Origin of the sequence: Burkholderia sp. Se-20378 (genome assembly GCF_017104665.1) — a bacterium.
GTDB classification, from domain to species: Bacteria; Pseudomonadota; Gammaproteobacteria; order Burkholderiales; family Burkholderiaceae; genus Burkholderia; species Burkholderia lata.
Genome location: NZ_JAAGPG010000133.1, coordinates 1 through 18,412, shown reverse-complemented (window position 1 = coordinate 18,412; position 18,412 = coordinate 1). Strand labels below are relative to the sequence as shown.

Here is an 18,412-nt window from a genome sequence, read left to right as displayed (position 1 = left end):
CGATCGCATGCGCGATCGGCGGCATGTTCGTGCTGCGCTGCGTGCACCCGCCGTCGGGCGCCGTCGCGCTCACGGCGGTGGTCGGCGGCCCGGCGATCCATTCGCTCGGGTTCAGCTTCGTGCTGGAGCCGATCGCGCTGCAATCGGCCATCCTGCTGTCGGCCGCGCTCGCGTATCACGCACTGACCGGGCACCGCTACCCGCACGGCGGCGTGCGGCCTGAAGCGAAACCGCAGGCAGGCGGTACCGCACCGGCGCGCGGCGGCTTCACGCGCGGCGACCTCGACACGGTGCTGAAACGCCGCGGCGAATGGCTCGACGTCGATCCGGACGATCTCGAAGCACTGCTGCGCGAAACCGAGATGCAGGCCTATACACGCACGTTCGGCCAGCTCTCCTGTGCCGACCTGATGACGAAGAATGCGATCGAAGTCGCGCCGTCGACGTCGGTGACGGCCGCGCTCACGCTGCTCGATCGTCACCGCGTGAAGGCGCTGCCCGTCGTCGACGGCGAAGGCCGCCTGACCGGCATCGTCACGCGCGCCGACCTCACGCGCCAGCAGCGCCGTCCGACCCCGCTGTGGCAACGCCTGTCCGCGCGGCTGCCGCAATCGTTCGGCGGCCAGCCGGCGAGCGTCGCCACCGTGATGACGCGCGACGTCGCGTGCGTGCCGGAAACGATGCCGATCACCGCGCTCGTCCCGCTGTTTACGCATTCGGGCCACCACCATATTCCGGTCGTCGATGCATCGCGCCGGCTCGTCGGGATCATTACTCAGACGGATCTCGTCACGGGCCTTTATCGGCAGACGCAAATGCTCGAGGCCGCGTAACGCATGCGGCGCACGTAACGCCATGTAACGGCCGGCGCAATGCGGAATGCATTCCATCCGCCCGAATTCGGCCATTTATATCATGTTGTGATATATTCATCGCTACCGAAACTGACTGTCCGACCGCCCCGATGAACGATACCCGACGCGCGCTGGCGAAAAGCGATTTCCAGCAACTGTCCGAGTTCCGCTACCAGATGCGCCGCTTCGAGCGCTTCTCCGAACGCGCCGCGCAAAGCGAAGGCGTGACGCCGCTGCAATACCTGCTGCTGCTGCACATCAAGGGCTATCCGCATCGCGAATGGGCAACCATCGGCGAACTCGCGGAACGCCTGCAGGCACAGCATCACGGCGTCGTCGCGCTGGTCACGCGCTGCGAAGCGCTCGGCCTCGTGAAGCGCAAGACGAGCGAAGCGGATCGCCGGCAGGTCGAGGTTCACCTCGAGCAAGCCGGCGAAACACTCCTCGCGCGTCTCGCGGCCATGCATCGCGCCGAGCTGAAGTCGCTCAAGGACGCGTTCCAGGTTCCCCAGATCGATTACTGACCCTTGCTCTTTCCACTCCGATGAACGCACCACACAAACGCGATTTCGCGACCAACGACCGCCTGCCCAGGATCGCGTTGCTCGCCGCCGGGATCGGCCTGCTCAGCACGCTTGCCGCATTCGTGCTGTTGAGCCTGATCCACCTGTTCACGAACCTGTTCTTCTTCCAGCAGTTCTCGTTCGCCGATCGCTCGCCGGCGAACAACACGCTCGGCGCGTGGGTGATCGTGATCCCGGTGATCGGCGGGCTGATCGTCGGGATGATGGCGCGCTTCGGTTCGGAAAAGATCCGCGGCCACGGCATTCCCGAAGCGATCGAGGCGATCCTGTTCGGCAAGAGCCGCATGTCGCCGAAGGTCGCAATCCTCAAGCCGCTGTCGTCCGGCGTCGTGATCGGCAGCGGCGGCCCGTTCGGCGCCGAAGGCCCGATCATCATGACGGGCGGCGCGCTCGGCTCGCTGATCGCGCAGTGCGTGCACGTGACCGCCGCCGAGCGCAAGACGCTGCTCGTGGCCGGTGCGGCCGCCGGCATGACGGCCGTGTTCGGCACACCGGTCGCCGCCGTGCTGCTCGCGGTCGAACTGCTGCTGTTCGAATGGCGCCCGCGCAGCTTCCTGCCGGTCGCGCTCGCCTGCGCGGTGGCCGGTTTTGCCCGCGCCGTGTTTTTCGGCGTCGATCCGCTGTTTCCGCTGACCACGGCCGCACCGACGCCCGTCGCGCTGCTGTCGTGCATCGTCGCGGGCCTGCTGTCGGGCATGCTCGCGTGCGGCCTGTCGGCGGCGCTGTATCGCGTCGAGGACACCTTCGCGAAGCTGCCGGTGCACTGGATGTGGTGGCCCGCGCTCGGCGCGATCGTGATCGGCATCGGCGGCTGGCTCGAGCCGCGCGCGCTCGGCGTCGGCTACGACGTGATCGGCGACCTGCTGCATCAGCACATCGCATTGAAGATCGCGCTCGCGCTGTTGATCGTGAAGGCCGTGATGTGGGTGATCGCACTCGGCTCGGGCACGTCGGGCGGCGTGCTCGCCCCGCTGCTGATGCTCGGCGCCGGCCTCGGCACCGTGCTGTCGCCGATGCTGCCGGGCGGCGACCCGGCGCTGTGGCCGCTCGTGTGCATGGCCGCGACGCTCGGCGCCACGCTCGGCGCGCCGCTGACCGCGATCGTGTTCGCGTTCGGCCTCACGCATGACGCGAACGCGCTGCTGCCGCTGCTCGCGGCGACGCTCGTTGCACACGGCTTCGCGACCATCGTGATGAAGCGCTCGATCATGACGGAAAAGATCGCGCGCCGCGGTTATCACATCTATCGCGAATACGGCGTCGATCCGCTCGAGCGGCACGACATCGGCGAAGTGATGACGTCCGCCGACCTGCTCGTCGCGATCGACGGCGCAGCGACGCTCGATGCCGTCGAGTCGCAGTACTTCGGCGCGAAGCAGACGCACCGTGCGTACCCGGTCGTGCAGAACGGCCGCCTGCTCGGTCTCGTCGATCGCGCGACGCTCGATGCGCAGCGCGCCCAGGCCGCAGCCGACACGCCGATCTCCGGTGCATTCGCCAACCGCGCGCCTGCTGTGGCGCAGGCGCACGAAACGTGCCGCGTCGTCGCATCGCGACTCGCGGTGCTCGGCCTCGAACGCCTGCCGGTCGTCGACGACGAGCAATCGATGCGCATCACGGGCATCGTGTCGCGCAGCGACCTGATCAAGCCCGCGCTCCAGCACTTCGACGACGAGCAGAAGCGCGAACGCTTCCGCCCGATCGTCCCGGCCAACCTCCGCGACATCGGCACGCGCAAGGCCGGCTGACCCACCGCGCGGCGCCCTCGCCGCGCACGCCCCACTCGCATCACCGCTTCCGCTCGATGCGGCACGCCCCTCGCGTGCCGTATCGTCTTCCGCTTCCCGTGTTTAAAGTTGGTTAACAATTCGACGGACGAAAGTTTGTCATCATGGTACTCATGCGACGGGGCCATCAATCAGCCATTCCACTTCGCGATCAAAAAATGAGTTGCGGCACGGCATGCAGACGCATGCCGCTCGCCGCGACCGTCACGCCACCACACGACCGGGCAGCGCGCCGACCACGCAGCGCATGACGTCGTGCCGCACACGATGCATGCCGTGCCGCAGCAAAGTGCACAGCATCCGAGCCGCCATTTGGCAAGCGCGTTAACAACTTGTTTCGGAATAGCCGGAACCGTGCTCGCCCGATGCAATCTCACTGTTACGCAGTCCTGCTGCGCATCCCACTCAATCAATCACGACTCGAGGGAGATAACGTGAACGCGAAATACTTACCGCTCATCGCATTGACCGTGGCATTTTCTGCTCATGCAGCCGATTCTGCCCTCCAAAACGTGGGACAAAGCCAGAAACCCGCCGACCAGGTCGCGCAGTGCATCGCCAAGACCTGGGCCGACAAGTCACAGCAACAAGTGACGTCGCAGTATGAACTCGCGAACGGCCTCGCCATGGCCGTGTATGCGCCGGGCCAGCAGCCGCCGAATGGCGCTGCCGCCATCGTGCGCCCGGCCAACGCCGCCAGTGCGAAAACCTGGGTGGGTTTCCGCGGTGGCGATGCATCGTCGGCCGGCGACATCAACGCCTGCCTGTAACGAGAACAGGCGCTCCGGATGGCCTTGCGCCATCCGCTTGTGACAAGCCCCGCTTCGGCGGGGCTTTTCTTTTGCTGCGCGGGTGCGTGTTACAGGTAGCTGCAGACGTAATCGAGCGTCTCGAGCACTTCGATGTCGAAGCGGCTCTTGCCCGGCACCGAGAACGATTCGCCGGCGCCGTAGGTCTGCCATTCGCTGCTGCCGTCGAGCTTCACGCGGCACTTGCCGGCCTGCACTTCCATCAATTCGGGGGCGTCCGTGCCGAAGTTGAGCGCGCACGGCAGGATCACGCCGAGCGTCTTGCGCGTGCCGTCCGGGAAGAGCACGGTATGCGACACGCACTTGCCGTCGAAATAGACGTTCGCGCGCTTGACGACCGATACGTTGTCGAATTGGGTTGCACTGGTCATGAAATGCCTCTGATTGCTGGATGCCGGATGGCGATGTTGTTGGAGGCCGGCCGGAGCGGCGGGCCGGCCGCTATGATACCGGCTCGCGCGGCATGCGCCGGAATGGCGCGCCCACTGCGCAAGCCGCGTGCCTGTCAAATCATGTCAACGTCCCGCGCTCGATAGTCAGGATAACGATTCAATTCCGGTCGCGAACCGAGAACACCCATTCACCGCAGGCCCTTGCGCCGCGCGGAATCGCGCAGGCAGTCGAGCAGCATCGCGGCGGCCGGCGTCAGCGGGCTGTCGCGACGCGTGATGACCTGCACCGAGACACCCGGCAAGCGCTCGCGGATCGGCAGCACCGCGAGCTGGTCGCGCGCCCACTCGCCCTGCAGCAGTTGCTCGGGCATCGATGCGATCAGGTCGCAGCCGGTCATCAGGCTGTGCGCGAGCCCGAAGCTCGGGCATTCGACGACGCGCGCCGGCACCGGCAGCCCGTAGGCGACGAACGAATTGAACAGCACTTGCGTCGAGCTTTCCGGCGACGGGTTCATCAGCCAGTCGGCCTCGACGAGATCGGCGAGCGACGTGGCCGACGCGAGCGGATGCCCCTTGCGGGCGACGATCAGCGATCGGCTCGCATAGAGTTCGGCGTGATCGAATTCGGCTGCCAGCAGTTCGGGCACGACGACGGCCACCGCGAAATCGAGTGAACCGTCGTGCAGGCGCGGCAGTGCGACGCCCGGAAACCCTTCGATCAGGTTGACGCGCGCCACCGGGAAGCGGCGCCGGAATGCGCGAAACGCATCGGGCAGGATCGTCACCGCGGCGGCCGGCGTGATCGCCGCCGCGACGGAGCCCGTCATCGCGCCCTGCGCCTGCTCGATGTCGTCGCGAGCGCGCTGCATTTCGGCGACGATCAACCGCGCGCGCACCTGCAACTGCTGGCCGAACGCGGTGAGCTGCACGCCGCGCGCGGTGCGCACGACGAGCGACACGCCGAGCGCGATCTCCAGCTCCTTGACCGCCTTCGTCAGCGCCGCCGGCGACACGTTCAGGCGCCGCGCGGCCGCGCGAATGCTCCCCTCTTCCGCGACGGTGACGAACGCTTTCAACTGATGGTATTTCATGGCGGCGACGCGTGATCCGTGGAAACCCTGTGCTGCGCGGCACACGCCGGCTCAGGGTATTCCCGAGCGGCAACCGGTGGTGAGCACCAAAGCAATTTATCAGCTTCTGGTACACAAAAGAAATTTATATGCTTGCTCGTCATATGTGCGCCAAACGCCCCACCTGCCCCACAGGAGACACCATGCTGCAAGCCGTGAACCCCGTCATCCCCGGTATCGCCGCGATCGCACCCGAGCTGGTCGAAGTGCGCCGCCGCATCCACGCTCACCCCGAGCTCGCGTTCGAGGAAACGCTCACGAGCGATCTCGTCGCCGAGCTGCTCACCGGCTGGGGTTATGAAGTGCATCGCGGCATCGGCAAGACGGGTGTGGTCGGCGTGCTGCGCGAAGGGCAAGGCACGCGCACGGTCGGGCTGCGCGCCGACATGGATGCACTGCCGCTCGCGGAAACCACGGGCCTGCCGTACGCAAGCCGTCACGCGAACAAGATGCATGCCTGCGGCCACGACGGCCACACGGCGATGCTGCTGTGCGCGGCGCGCCACCTCGCAGCCACGCGCCAGTTCTCCGGCACGCTGAACCTGATCTTCCAGCCGGCCGAGGAAAACTTCGGCGGCGCGAAGTCGATGATGGATGACGGCCTGTTCGACCGCTTCCCGTGCGACGCGATCTTCGCGATCCACAACATGCCGGGCCGCGCGGCCGGCGACATGGCCTTCCGCACCGGCGCCGCGATGGCGTCGGCCGACCGCGTGACGATCACGCTGCGCGGTGTCGGCGGCCACGGCGCGATGCCGCATTTCGCGCGCGATCCGATGTCGGCCGCGGGCAGCATCATGGTTGCATTGCAGACGATCGTCGCGCGCGAAGTCGATGCACAGCATGCGGCCGTGATCACGGTCGGCAGCGTGCAGGCCGGCGAGACGTTCAACATCATTCCCGAAACCGTCACGATGAAACTGTCGGTGCGCGCGCTGAACGCCGACGTGCGCGCGCTGCTCGCGCGCCGCATCGAAGCGCTCGCGAAAGGCCAGGCGGAAAGCTTCGGCGTCACGGCGGAAGTCGACTACGACTATGGCTACCCGGTGCTCGTCAATCATGCGGAGCCGACCGCGTTCGCGGCCGACATCGCGCGCCAGATGCTCGGCGCCGAACGCGTCGAAACCGACTCCGCACCGTTGATGGGCAGCGAGGATTTCGCGTTCATGCTCGAAGCGCGCCCCGGCTGCTATGCGTTCATCGGCAACGGGATCGGCAGCAAGGGCGGCTGCATGGTGCACAACCCCGGCTACGACTTCAACGACGACATCCTCGCGATCGGCGCGAGCTACTGGGTTCGCATCGCCGAAGCCTGGCTCGCGGCCTGACGGCCCTTCATCCCATCGTTTCGCGCCCACCGGGGGAGCCCCACATGGAAACGTCCGCCCTTTCGTTCACCGGCACGCCGGTCGATGCTCGCGCCGCCGCGAAGAAACGCCGGCTGATCGCGGCCGCCGCCGTCGGCAACGCGCTCGAGTTCTACGACTTCACGGTCTACAGCTTCTTCGCGATCCTGATCGGCAAGCTGTTCTTTCCCGTGCATTCGCAGTTCGGGCAATTGATGCTCGCGGTGGCGAGCTTCGGCGTCGGCTTCGTCACGCGCCCGCTCGGCGGGCTCGTGATCGGCATGTATGCCGACCGCGCCGGCCGCAAGAAGGCGATGATCCTCACGCTGCTGCTGATGGCGCTCGGCACCGCGACGATCGCGGTTGCGCCGACCTTCGCGCAGATCGGCCTCGCCGCACCGCTGCTGCTCGTGCTCGCGCGCCTGCTGCAGGGGTTCGCGTCGGGCGGTGAAGTCGGTGCATCGACGACGCTGCTGCTCGAACAGGCGCCGCAGCATCGCCGCGGCTTCTACGCATCGTTCCAGTTCTCGAGCCAGGGGCTCGCCGCGCTCGCCGGTGCGCTGACCGGCGTCGCGCTGACGTCGTCGCTGAACGCCGCGCAGCTCGAAAGCTGGGGCTGGCGCGTGCCGTTCATCATCGGCACGCTGTTCGTGCCGATCGGCTACTGGCTGCGCCGCACCGTCGAGGAAGTGCCGGCCGCCGCGCCCGCCGCCACGCACGACGAGCCGGTCGCATCGCTGCCGCTCGCCGACGTGCTGCGCCATCACGGCAAGGCCGTGTTCGCGGGCCTCGGCGTGACGATCGGCGGCACGTCGATCCACTACATCATCGTGTTCTACATGGCGATCTACGGCGTGCAGGTGCTGCACCTGCCGACGTGGCTGTCGATGACGGCCGGCTGCGTCGCAGGCGCGATCCTGATGCTCGTGACGCCGATCGGCGGCCACCTGTCCGACGTCTATGGGCGCAACCGGATCGTCTGGTGGACGCGCATCGTGCTGATGGCCTCGATCTATCCGGCGTTCGTCGCGCTGAACCGCTGGCCGGGCGCCGCATCGCTGCTGTCGATCATCGCCGCGCTGTCGATCGTGCATGCGATCAACATCGGTGCGACGGGTGCGATGCTCGGCGAACTGTTCCCGCGTGCGGTGCGCGCCACCGGCGGCGCGCTCGTGTACAGCATCGGCGTCGCGATCTTCGGCGGCTTCGCGCAGTTCTTCGTCACGTGGCTGATCGCGGCGACCGGCAATCCGAATGCGCCTGCGTGGTACGCGATCGGTTGCGGCGTGATGACGTTGCTCGCCGTGCGCTGCATGGATGAAAAGGCCGGGAAGGCACTCGACTGACGAGTGGCCGACGCACGATGCGCGATTGACGTGGTGCGCGCGCATCGTGCATGATCGCTCCATGCGCCACATCACGACCACCTCCTCGACCACGACGCGCACGACCGCCTTCGGCGGGCTCGTGCGGCGAGTGCGCGCAAGGTCGTAGCGCCATCCCTCACAGGCCCCGCCGGTTCCGGACGGGGTCTTGTCGTTTCTCCGTCCGTATCGGTCACTCAGGAGAAACGCAATGCCCGAAGTCTCTTCCCCGAAACGCGCACTGCTCGTCGTCGACATGCAGGTCGGCCTGTTTCATGGCCCCGAGCGTCCGTACGACGGCGAACGCGTGCTCGCGAACATCAACCGGTTGATCGGTCGCGCGCATGAAGCCGGTGCGCCGGTGTTCGCCGTGCGTCACACCGGGCCCGCCGGTTCGCCGATCGCACCCGGCACGCCGCTGACCGCGCTGGTGCCGGAACTCGCGATCGATACGGCGCGCGACATCGTGTTCGACAAGGCGCAGTCGAGCAGCTTCGCCGGTACGCGGCTCGCCGAATGGCTGCGCGAAGCCGGCGTCGCCGAGATCGTCATCGCGGGGATGAAGACCCAGTACTGCGTCGACACGGCCTGCCGCGCCGCCGCCGATCACGGCTTTCGCGCGGTGCTCGTGACCGATGCGCACACCTGCATGGACACGCCGGAGCTGCCGGCCGAGCGGATCGTCGCGCATCACAACGCGACGCTTGGGGGGCCGTTCGCGACGCTGACGACGACCGAGGCTTGCGTGTTCTGACCGGCGCCGTTCACACACCGTAAACGCAACAACGCACGGGCGGCCACCACCCGTGCGTTGCGTACCGGTCGAGTAACCGCCCCCGCTCAGAACGTATGCATCATCCCCACATACGCACCCGTCTGCGACTCGCCCGTCATCGGGCTCGTCCCCGACGTCGCATCACGCGGCGTCGCGAGCAGCGAGAAGTTCGAGTTGCCGCCGTTGCGCACATACGCAACCGTGCCATACAGGAACGTGCGCTTCGACAGGTTGTACGTGGTGCCGAGCACATACATCATCGCGTGCCCCGACGGGTCGTGCGACGCATCGCCGCCGCCGTCGCCGACCTTCACGTAGTAACCGCCGCCCGTCACCGCCCATTGCGGCGTCGCCGAATAGGTCGCGCCGAGCCAGTAGTGATCGGCACGATCGGCCACGCCGGCCGGGCTGTCCGGCGCCTGGTAGTGCGTATACGCGCCCTGGATCTTGAACTTCGACACCTTCACGTTCGCACCGACGAAATACTCGCGCGACGCGGTGAAGATGTTGCTGAACTTGCCGTTGTTGTCGCGCAGTTCGTCATAGATGCCGCGCACGTCGAGCAACGGCGAGTGGTACGAGATCATGATCCCGTCCGAGCGGCCGAAATCGTCGGCCGCGCCGTAGTTGAAGCCGCGTGATTGATTGCCGAACGCGTATTGCGCCTGCACGTCGAAGCCGCCGATCACCGGGCTGTGATATTCGATGTTGTTGCTGGTCTGCTGCCAGTTACGGCCGCGCACGAGCGAGGCCGACGAAAACGCCTGCTGCACGAACGGGTCGAATTCCCACACGCCGTCGCTGTCGATGAACAGGTTGCGGCCGGCCTGCAGCTGGCCCCACGTGTTGCTCTTCAGCCCGACGTACGCACGCCGCGACCACATGCGGCCGCCGCCCGTCTGCCCGTTCATCACCTGGAACGCGGTTTCCAGGTTGAAGACCGTCGACAGCCCGCCGCCGAGATCCTCGATGCCCTTCAGCCCGAACATGCTGGTGCCCCAGTCGCCGCTTTCGGCGCTCCAGCGGGTCCCGCTGCCGCCATTCGGCTTCGCGATGTGGTTCAGGTATTCGATGCCGCCGTCGACGCGGCCGTACAGCGTCACGCTCGTCTGTGCAAAAGCGGCCGCCGGTGTGGCAGCCGCGATCAGCCATGCGAAATGTTTGAGTCGCAAAATGATGCCCCCTCGGAGTCTCGACCTTCCAGCGCGCGCCCCATGCGCGCGCCCCGGGTCTGTTTATCCGCGATCGATCGAAAAACGCCCGGGGCCCGCCGCGCAAAGCGCGAACAGGCCGCCGGCGATCGCGATGTTCTTGTAGAAATGAATCATGTTGTTGATCTGCTCGCCGCCCGTCATCGTCCAGTAGTGGTGGCCGATGATGCCGGTGCCGATCGTATAGAGCGCCAGCAGCAGCGCAAGCGCCCGCGTCTGGAAGCCGACCAGGATCGCGATCCCGACGAACAACTCCATCACGACGGAGATCGCGGCGGAAATGATCGGCGCGGGTGCGCCTTCGGAACCCATGAACGCGATGGTGCCGGGGAAGTCGACGATCTTCTTCCAGCCGAACATGATGAACAGGATCACGAGCAGGATCCGGGCAAGCAGCAGCAGCACATCGCGCTGGGACGCGAGAAACGGTTGATTCGGTGTCATGGTGTCGATCAACGAAAACGATGCGCGTCGCTGGAACAGCCGCGGCGCACCGGATTGCGAATGAACCAGGACGGGCGGCCGCCTGCGCCGCCCGCCCCGCTCTGCAACAACCGGCATCGGGCAACAACCCGATGTGCTGTGCTCCTCCTCTTGTCAGTTATCGCCCTGCTTCGTCACGCGCCGCATCAACGCAGCTTCGCGACGTCCTGCTCGGTCACCTTCGCGGCCGGATTGCCGAACTGCCCGGTCAGGTAGTTCGTCAGCGCGGCGATCTGCGCATCCGACAGCTCGTGGCGGAACGCCGGCATCCCGACGTCCTCGCTGCCGGCCTTGCGCTCCACGCCGTTCAGGATCACCTGCACGAGGTTGGTCGGATTCGGTGCGCCGACCGTCGAGTTGTGGAACAGCGGCGGGTAATAGCCGTCCGGCGTGCCCTTGCCCTGCATCTGGTGGCAGGTCGCGCAGTTGCCGAGATAGAGCCGTGCCGGATCGATGCCCGACGACGCGAGCGCGACGCCGCGCAGCGTCAGGCCATCTTCGGCAGGCTTGCCCCACGACGAACGCGACTGCTTCGCATCGCCGCTGGCGACGGCCGGTACCGTGCGAATGTACGTCGAGATCGCGCCGATGTCGGCTTCCGTCATCTTCGAGAAGCTGTGCTCGACCGCCTCGGCCATCGGGCCGGCCGCCTGCGCGAGACCCGGCACGCTGCCGGTGCGCAGGTACTGGACGAGCTGCTGCTGCGTCCAGCCGCCGATCCCCGCGTTGGCGTCGGACGTGATGTTGTAGCCGTCCCAGCCCGCGAGCACCGAGCCCGACAGGAAGCTGCCGCCCGTCTCGTCGAGCGATTTCTCCTGCATCGCGATGCCGCGCGGCGTGTGGCACGTGCTGCAGTGAGCGAGACCCTGGACGAGATACGCGCCGCGATTCCACTCGGCGCTCTGCGCCGGCTTCGGTTCGTATGCGCCGTCCTTCAGGAACAGCCAGTTCCAGATCTTCAGCGGCCAGCGCATGCTCAGCAGCGCGGGGATCTCGTTCTTCGGCGGCGCCTGCTTGACCGGCTCGACGCCGTGCATGAAGTACGCGTACAGCGCCTGCACGTCGTCGTCGTTGATCTTCGCGTACGACACGTACGGCATCGCCGGATACAGGTTGTCGCCGTTCTTCGACACCCCGTGGCGCACCGCGCGCTCGAAGTCCTCGGCCGACCAGTTGCCGATGCCCGTCTCCGGATCGGGCGTGATGTTGCTCGTGTAGATCTTGCCGAGCATCGGGACCGGCATGCCGAGACCGCCCGCGAACGGCTTGCCGCCCTTCGCGGTGTGGCACGCCATGCAGTCGCCCGCGACCGCGAGATATTCGCCGCGCTTGACCAGCGCCGGATCGGCCGCATCGGCCGCGCGTACGAGACCCGGCAGCGCGAGGCAGCCGGCAAGGAGGAAGGTGAGAGTAGATTTCCGCACGGTCAGACTTCCTTCTTCAGCGTGTCCGACATCCGCAGCGCCAGCGCCGCGATCGTCAGCGTCACGTTCACCGTACCGACGGTCGGCATCGTCGAGCTGCTCGAGATGAACAGGTTCGGATGGTCGAACGTGCGGCAGTCCTTGTCGACGACCGAGTCGCGTGCATCCGCGCCCATGATCGTCGCGCCCGTGATGTGGTTGTTCGGCGCGAACTCGTCGTTGAAGACGACTTCGGTGCCGCCCAGCACCTTCGCGGCCGTCGCGTAGACCTCGCGCGTGTGCACGGCGCCGCGCTTCACGTAGTCGTCGATCGCATACGTGATCTCGGGGCGCGGGATGCCGACCGCGTCGGTGGCCGTCTTGCTCGGCACGATGCGGTTCTCGGGTTGCGGCAGGATTTCGTGGAAGCAGTCGAACTGCACGAAGCGCGCGGAACGGTCGCGGATCTGCGCGTCGAGCTCCTCGGGCTTCATCAGCTTGCCGCCCTTGAAGATCTTCTGCGTTTCCTGGTTGATGCGCGACATGTTCGACAGGTGGATCTTCTTCGCGGCTTCGTTCGCGCGGAACGGGCCGTCGCGGAAACCGATCAGCGACGTCATCTCCTGCGGGCCGCGGCCCGGCCACAGCTTCTCGTTCGCGTAGAACGACACGCCGGTGCCCGGGTGATCCATCAGGTTGCGGCCGACCATGTCCGAGCTGTTCGCGACACCGTTCGGGAAATCGCGGTTCGCGGACATCAGCAGGATCTTCGGCGTCTCGATGCCGTTCGCGGCGATCACGAAGTACTTGCCTTCGACGCGATGGTCGGCGCCCGTCTTGTCCTTGTAGACCGCGGCGGTGATGCGCTTGTCCGGCCCCGTCTCGAGCTTGTAGACGACCGCGCTGTCGATCAGCTTCGCGCCGGCCTGCTCGGCCTTCTCGACGTGCACGATGCCGTTGTACATCGCGCCGATCGGGCAGATCGGCATGCAGTTGTTGTTCCCGCAACAAGTCGGCCGGCCGTCGTACGGGCGGCTGTTGCGCGCCACAGGCTCGGTCACCACGTGGAACTTCGGGTCATAGCCGTTGAGCGCGCTCTTGATCGTCTGCTCGTTGAACGACAACGGCAGCGGCGGCATCGGGTACGGCTCCTTGCGCGGCGAGTACAGGTCTTCCTCGGGGCCCGGGCCCCACACGCCGAGTTCCTCTTCGGCGCGCTGGTAGTAATGCTCGATGTCGTCGTACTGGATCGGCCAGTCGCGGCCGACGCCGTACACCGTCTTCATCTTGAAGTCGTTCGGGATGAAGCGCCATGCCGACGCGGCCCAGTGCCACGTCGTGCCGCCCACCGCGCGGATGTACTGCGAGTTGAACTTGTGCTCGCCCTTCAGGATCAGGTAGTCGTTCGGCGGGCCGTATTCCGGATGCGGCGCCCACGCGCTCGACGGGTACGGCGCCATGAAATCGGTCTTGTCGACCTGGTTGCGGAAGCGCTCGACGATTTCCCAGCGCGGCATGCGCGGGCCGGCTTCCAGCAGGATCACGGACTTGCCCGCCATCGCGAGCTGGTGTGCAACGATCGCGCCTGCGACACCCGATCCGACGACGACGACGTCGGCCTTTTGCGTATCGGTATCGGCCATCAGGCTTGCCTCTCGATCGGTTTTTCGGCCCAGAAGCCGGGTTTGTTGGGGCAATACGACGGGATCACGAGCGTATCGGAAACGACGCTGAACATTAATGCTTCTTCGTAGGTAATCACGACGTTGTCGACGATGCCGAGATACCACGCTTCAAGAATCTTCAGCGCGAGTGCTTCCTGATCGGGATTCAGCGAACCGGACGCGAGTGCGCCGGCGAGTTGCGGCAGGCTGTCGGCCGTCTTGAACGAGCCCTTCTGCAAGGCCTGCAGGAAGCGCTGGCCGAGCACGCGGCTCAACCCCTTCTTGCCTGTCAATGCTTCGGAGAGCGTCATGAACGTATCGAGCGGCGCGGTGCCGGGATCGTCTGCCAGGGCCCGCAACGCCAGCGAGCCGGTGAGGCCCGCCGCCGTCAGCGCCAGTGCGCCCTGCAACCATTGACGCCGTGTGATGCCAGTTACGGCTGCGTCGCCCGTGCGACGCGAGTGGGGAGTGTTGTCGTTGTGCATGTTTCCTTCTCTCGAACACCGGATTCGGGAAAACCACGCTTGATATTTCTCAAACATTGGCGCGGACCTGAAATGTACGCGCACAAATCGGATCGAACAATCTTTTTATAGTCCATTAAATGTTCCGCAATCCGAGACAATCGACATTTCGCTGCATTTTTGTATCGTCGACGCGACAAATCTGCGGCACGCACACCAGTGTCGCATGTCGACGACACACTGTGCGGTGCGATGCGCGCGCATGTCGGTCGGTTAGAATCGCGTGCAATCAAACAGAAAGCTTCCCTCCGAGGGCAATCGAGCGATGAAGCAGCACGACAAACAGAACAAAGCAAAGCGAACCAACCACACCACGCGGCTGCTCTGGCGCATCGGCGCCGTCGCGGCGCTCGGCGGCGCCACGGCACTGTCGCTGCATGCGGGCGCGGCGCGCACGGTGAGCGTATCGCCGCAAGGCACCGTCACCGAAGTCCGGCAGAGCGTCGTCAAGTTCGACGAACCGATGGTCGCGTTCGGCTCGGCCTCCGCGCCGAATCCCGCACGCGTCACCTGCAACGATTCCACGGCCGCGCGCGGCCAGGGTCACTGGCTCGACGACAAGACCTGGGTCTACGATTTCGAAAACGACCTGCCGCCCGGCGTGCGATGCTCGGTCGCGCTCAACGACACGTTGCGCTCGGTCGCCGGCAATGCGGCCAGCGGCCCGCGCCGCTTCACGTTCCAGACGGGCGGCCCGTTCCCGGTGAATGTGCGCCCCGGCTCGCGCGAGATCGAGGAACGGCAGATGTTCGTGCTGAAGCTGAACGGCCCGGCCGAACCGCGCTCGGCGCTCGCGAACATCTGGTGCGAAGCAGCCGGCATCGGCAACCGCATTCCGGTCACGGCCGCCGACGACGATGCGCGCAACGCCCTGCTCGATCACTTCGGGCTGAAGAAAGATGCCGCGCGCGTGCTGACGCTGTCGTGCGCGCAGGCGCTGCCGGCGAGCGCAAAGATGCAGCTCGTGTACGGCAAGGGCGTCACGAGCCCGAGCGGGATCCCGAACGAAACGGAACGGCGCTTCGATTTCACCGTGCGCGCCCCGTTCGCCGCGAGCTTCTCGTGCGAACGCGAGAATGCGAAGGCACCCTGCACGCCGCTGCGTCCGCTCACGCTGTCGTTCAACGCGCCGATCTCGCGCAAGAACGCCGAGGCCATCAAAGTGCGCGGCCCTGACGGTTCGCTCGCGCCGACCTTCGCGGCCGACGACAAGAGCGAGGAAGTCACCACCGTCACGTTCAACCCGCCGCTGCCCGAACAGGCCGGCCTGACGATCGAACTGCCGTCGGGCCTGCGCGACGTGACCGACCGCTCGCTGTCCAACGCCGACCTGTTCCCGCTCGCGACGCGCACCGCGCCGATGCCGCCGCTCGCGAAATTCTCGTCGGGCACCTTCGGGATCGTCGAGCGCTTCGCCGAACCCGATTCGCCCGCGCTCGTGCCCGTCACGCTGCGCAACGTCGAGGCCGACCTGCATATCGACGGCCTCAACACCCAGGGCGCGCAATTCTCGAACCTGAAGGTCGACGACGACACCGCGATTCGTCAGTGGATGCGCACGGTCGACCGCTTCGACAACTGGTCGATGACGGCCGGTTCGATCGACAGCCAGATTCCCGGCCTGCTCGAACGCAAGGGCCAGCATCCGGTTTACGTGCCGCGTGAAGCCGGCGAAAAAGCGCCCGCGCCGAAGGATCGCCGCATCGACGTGCGCTCGCTGACGCTGCTCAAGGGCCAGCCCGGCGTGCAGGCGCTGACGCTGCCGAAGGCGGACCCGAAGGCGCTGCGCCCGTTCGAAGTCGTCGGCGTGCCGATCGACAAGCCCGGCTTCTACGTGCTCGAACTCGCGTCGCCCGCGCTCGGCCGCTCGCTGCTCGCGAAGCCGTCGAGCATGTACGTGCGCACCACGGTGCTCGTCACCAACCTCGGCGTGCACCTGAAACAGGGCCGCGAAAACAACCTCGTGTGGGTCACGACGCTCGACAAGGGCAAGCCCGTGCCGAACGCGCAGATCCGCGTATCGGACTGCAACGGCGACGAGATCGCGTCCGGCAAGACCGATGCACAGGGCCTGCTGAAGATCGACGGCGCATTCGAATCGAAGCGCGCATGCAGCTCGTCCGATTCGGAGCAGCGCTTCGACGACTACTTCGTGTCGGCCCGCGTGAACGATCCGAAGACGGGCCCCGACATGGCGTTCGTCAGCTCGGGCTGGAACCGCGGGATCGAATCGTGGCGCTTCAACGTGCCGACCGACACCGACAGCGCGCGGACCGTGCGCGCGCATACGGTCTTCGACCGCACGCTGCTGCGTGCCGGCGAAACCGTGTCGATGAAGCATTTCATTCGTGCCGAAACGCTGCAGAGCCTCGCGTTCCCGTCGCAATACCCGACGCGCGTGACGATCCGCCATCTCGGCACCGGCCAGACCTACAAGCTGCCGCTCACGTGGGCGGCCGACCACAGCGCGGACACGCAGTTCACGCTGCCGGCCGCCGCGAAGCTCGGCGAATACAGCGTCGAGCTCGAAGGCGGCCCGGAAGACGCACCGACCGCCACCTATTACAGCGGCAGCTTCCGCGTCGAGGCGTTCCGCCTGCCGGTGCTGAAGGGGTCGATCGGCGCGCGCGACGCGCAGAAGAGTCCGCTCATCGCCGTGAAGGAAGCGCCGCTCGCGGTGCAGATCGACTACGTGTCGGGCGGCGGCGCATCGAACCTGCCCGTGCAGGTGTCGGCGCTGATGAAGTGGGCGTCGCCGCCGTTCGCGGATCGCTTCGAGGATTTCAGCTTCACGCCGTATCGTCCCGAAGCGAGCGACGGCAATGCCGACGACGATTCGCAGGATGGCGACAACGCATCGGCGTCGAACAACGATCCCGACGCGACGAAGCTGATCGCCGACAAGCTGCCGCTGACGCTCGACCGCAACGGTGCGGGCTCGGTCACGCTCAAGGGGCTGCCGGACGTCGACGCACCGAAGCGCATCGCGCTCGAAGCGACGTTCGCCGACCCGAACGGCGAAGTGCAGACGATTCGCGGCGACACGATCCTGTGGCCGGCCGCGGTGGTGGCCGGCATCAAGGCGGGCCGCTGGGTATCGGTCGGCCAGCGCGTGCCCGTGCAGGCACTGGCGGTCGACCTGCAAGGCAAGCCGCGCGCATCCGTGCCGATCGAGATCAAGGGCGTTGCGCACATCACGACGTCGTCGCGCAAGCGGATGGTCGGCGGCTTCTATGCGTACGACAACAAGAGCGACACGCGCGACCTCGGCGTGCTGTGCTCGGGCAAGACCGACGACAAGGGTCGCATGGCCTGCGACGCGACGCTCGAACAGGCCGGCAACGTGCAGTTGATCGCGGTCGCCAAGGACGGCGACGGCCGCACGTCGAATGCCTCGACATCGGTGTGGGTCACGCGCGAAGACGAACTCTGGTTCGGCGGCGACAACACCGACCGGATCGACGTGATCCCCGAGAAAACCTCGTACGAACCGGGCGAAACTGCCCGCTTCCAGGTGCGCATGCCGTTCCGCTACGCGACCGCGCTGGTCGCGGTCGAACGCGGCGGCGTGATGGAAACGCACATCGTCGAGCTGAACGGCAAGAATCCGACGGTCGACCTGAAGGTCGGCGAATCGTGGGGGCCGAACGTCTACGTGTCGGTGCTCGCGCTGCGCGGCCGGATTCGCGAAGTGCCGTGGTACTCGTTCTTCACGTGGGGCTGGAAGGCGCCGGTCGAATGGGCGCGCGCGTTCTGGCGCGAAGGCCGTCACTATGAAGCGCCGACCGCGTTCGTCGACCTGTCGAAACCGGCGTTCCGCTACGGGCTCGGTGAAATCAAGGTCGGCACGGGCGTGCACCGTCTCGGCGTGACCGTGACGACCGACGCGACGCGCTACACGGTGCGCAGCAAGGCGCAGGCGCACGTGAAGGTCACGCTGCCGAACGGCCAGCCCGCGCCGGCCGGCACGCAGATCGCGGTCGCGGCCGTCGACGAGGCGCTGCTCGAACTGATGCCGAACAACAGCTGGGACCTGCTCGACGCGATGCTGCGGCGACGCGCGTACGGCGTCGAGACCTCCACGGA

General features: G+C 66.5%; 15 protein-coding genes. 8 read left to right on the top strand and 7 right to left on the bottom strand.

What is annotated here, in order from left to right; all coding sequences use genetic code 11:
• From G3N93_RS16375 to G3N93_RS16360, 4 genes are all read left to right on the top strand, one after another.
• The coding region (locus G3N93_RS16375) for a CBS domain-containing protein (RefSeq protein ID WP_206133480.1) at nucleotides 1–833 on the top strand (833 nt) is incomplete at its 5' end.
• A 131-nt stretch (nucleotides 834–964) separates the two neighbouring features.
• Nucleotides 965–1,378 carry a MarR family winged helix-turn-helix transcriptional regulator gene (locus tag G3N93_RS16370; RefSeq protein ID WP_043184389.1) on the top strand — a complete coding sequence of 138 codons (414 nt, stop codon included), beginning with the start codon at nucleotides 965–967 and terminating at the stop codon, nucleotides 1,376–1,378.
• A 20-nt stretch (nucleotides 1,379–1,398) separates the two neighbouring features.
• Entirely contained in the window at nucleotides 1,399–3,186 is a 1,788-nt protein-coding gene (locus tag G3N93_RS16365; protein ID WP_174929560.1) for a chloride channel protein, read from the top strand.
• Nucleotides 3,187–3,659: 473 nt separating this feature from the next.
• On the top strand, nucleotides 3,660–3,995 hold the full coding sequence (locus G3N93_RS16360) for a hypothetical protein (RefSeq protein ID WP_174937391.1): 336 nt from the start codon (nucleotides 3,660–3,662) through the stop codon (nucleotides 3,993–3,995).
• Nucleotides 3,996–4,084: 89 nt separating this feature from the next.
• Here G3N93_RS16360 and G3N93_RS16355 read toward each other — a convergent pair whose 3' ends face one another.
• The gene (locus G3N93_RS16355; protein ID WP_006478890.1) at nucleotides 4,085–4,405 is read right to left on the bottom strand and encodes a pyrimidine/purine nucleoside phosphorylase; all 321 of its coding nucleotides are present in this window, start codon (nucleotides 4,403–4,405) and stop codon (nucleotides 4,085–4,087) included.
• A gap of 209 nt (nucleotides 4,406–4,614) precedes the next feature.
• A complete protein-coding gene (locus G3N93_RS16350; protein WP_174918575.1) occupies nucleotides 4,615–5,517 on the bottom strand; it encodes a LysR substrate-binding domain-containing protein in 903 nt (300 codons plus the stop codon).
• Nucleotides 5,518–5,699: 182 nt separating this feature from the next.
• Here G3N93_RS16350 and G3N93_RS16345 point away from each other — a divergent pair, with 182 nt between their 5' ends.
• The 3 genes from G3N93_RS16345 (at nucleotide 5,700) to G3N93_RS16335 (ending at nucleotide 9,020) form a co-directional block, all read left to right on the top strand.
• Nucleotides 5,700–6,884: a M20 aminoacylase family protein gene (locus G3N93_RS16345; protein WP_174937393.1), complete on the top strand. Its 1,185-nt coding sequence runs from the start codon at nucleotides 5,700–5,702 to the stop codon at nucleotides 6,882–6,884.
• A gap of 44 nt (nucleotides 6,885–6,928) precedes the next feature.
• Complete coding sequence (locus tag G3N93_RS16340; protein ID WP_206133479.1) at nucleotides 6,929–8,248, top strand: MFS transporter; 1,320 nt, start codon at nucleotides 6,929–6,931, stop codon at nucleotides 8,246–8,248.
• 229 nt (nucleotides 8,249–8,477) lie between these two features.
• Nucleotides 8,478–9,020: a cysteine hydrolase family protein gene (locus G3N93_RS16335; protein ID WP_206133478.1), complete on the top strand. Its 543-nt coding sequence runs from the start codon at nucleotides 8,478–8,480 to the stop codon at nucleotides 9,018–9,020.
• Nucleotides 9,021–9,106: 86 nt separating this feature from the next.
• Here G3N93_RS16335 and G3N93_RS16330 read toward each other — a convergent pair whose 3' ends face one another.
• From G3N93_RS16330 to G3N93_RS16310, 5 genes are all read right to left on the bottom strand, one after another.
• Nucleotides 9,107–10,213 (bottom strand): porin, encoded by a 1,107-nt coding sequence (locus tag G3N93_RS16330; RefSeq protein ID WP_011354901.1) that lies wholly within the window; start codon nucleotides 10,211–10,213, stop codon nucleotides 9,107–9,109.
• A gap of 63 nt (nucleotides 10,214–10,276) precedes the next feature.
• Nucleotides 10,277–10,696 (bottom strand): DoxX family protein, encoded by a 420-nt coding sequence (locus G3N93_RS16325; protein ID WP_175042399.1) that lies wholly within the window; start codon nucleotides 10,694–10,696, stop codon nucleotides 10,277–10,279.
• A 185-nt stretch (nucleotides 10,697–10,881) separates the two neighbouring features.
• Nucleotides 10,882–12,159 (bottom strand): cytochrome c, encoded by a 1,278-nt coding sequence (locus G3N93_RS16320; RefSeq protein ID WP_174937397.1) that lies wholly within the window; start codon nucleotides 12,157–12,159, stop codon nucleotides 10,882–10,884.
• A 2-nt stretch (nucleotides 12,160–12,161) separates the two neighbouring features.
• Complete coding sequence (locus tag G3N93_RS16315) at nucleotides 12,162–13,781, bottom strand: GMC family oxidoreductase (protein WP_174937398.1); 1,620 nt, start codon at nucleotides 13,779–13,781, stop codon at nucleotides 12,162–12,164.
• Nucleotides 13,781–14,287, bottom strand: coding sequence for a sugar dehydrogenase complex small subunit (locus G3N93_RS16310; protein WP_041493268.1), 507 nt, complete (start codon nucleotides 14,285–14,287; stop codon nucleotides 13,781–13,783). The genes G3N93_RS16315 and G3N93_RS16310 overlap by 1 nt, the downstream gene beginning before the upstream one ends.
• Nucleotides 14,288–14,591: 304 nt before the next feature.
• Here G3N93_RS16310 and G3N93_RS16305 point away from each other — a divergent pair.
• On the top strand, nucleotides 14,592–18,412 hold a 3,821-nt coding region (locus G3N93_RS16305), incomplete at its 3' end, for an Ig-like domain-containing alpha-2-macroglobulin family protein (RefSeq protein ID WP_241026569.1).

What these genes read in the sequence shown, in the direction of transcription:
- G3N93_RS16315 (WP_174937398.1), bottom strand. Translation starts at nt 13,781, where the DNA reads ATGGCCGATACCGATACGCAAAAGGCCGACGTCGTCGTCGTCGGATCG.
- G3N93_RS16345 (WP_174937393.1), top strand. Translation starts at nt 5,700, where the DNA reads ATGCTGCAAGCCGTGAACCCCGTCATCCCCGGTATCGCCGCGATCGCA.
- G3N93_RS16340 (WP_206133479.1), top strand. Translation starts at nt 6,929, where the DNA reads ATGGAAACGTCCGCCCTTTCGTTCACCGGCACGCCGGTCGATGCTCGC.
- G3N93_RS16370 (WP_043184389.1), top strand. Translation starts at nt 965, where the DNA reads ATGAACGATACCCGACGCGCGCTGGCGAAAAGCGATTTCCAGCAACTG.
- G3N93_RS16310 (WP_041493268.1), bottom strand. Translation starts at nt 14,287, where the DNA reads ATGCACAACGACAACACTCCCCACTCGCGTCGCACGGGCGACGCAGCC.
- G3N93_RS16365 (WP_174929560.1), top strand. Translation starts at nt 1,399, where the DNA reads ATGAACGCACCACACAAACGCGATTTCGCGACCAACGACCGCCTGCCC.
- G3N93_RS16350 (WP_174918575.1), bottom strand. Translation starts at nt 5,517, where the DNA reads ATGAAATACCATCAGTTGAAAGCGTTCGTCACCGTCGCGGAAGAGGGG.
- G3N93_RS16325 (WP_175042399.1), bottom strand. Translation starts at nt 10,696, where the DNA reads ATGACACCGAATCAACCGTTTCTCGCGTCCCAGCGCGATGTGCTGCTG.
- G3N93_RS16355 (WP_006478890.1), bottom strand. Translation starts at nt 4,405, where the DNA reads ATGACCAGTGCAACCCAATTCGACAACGTATCGGTCGTCAAGCGCGCG.
- G3N93_RS16335 (WP_206133478.1), top strand. Translation starts at nt 8,478, where the DNA reads ATGCCCGAAGTCTCTTCCCCGAAACGCGCACTGCTCGTCGTCGACATG.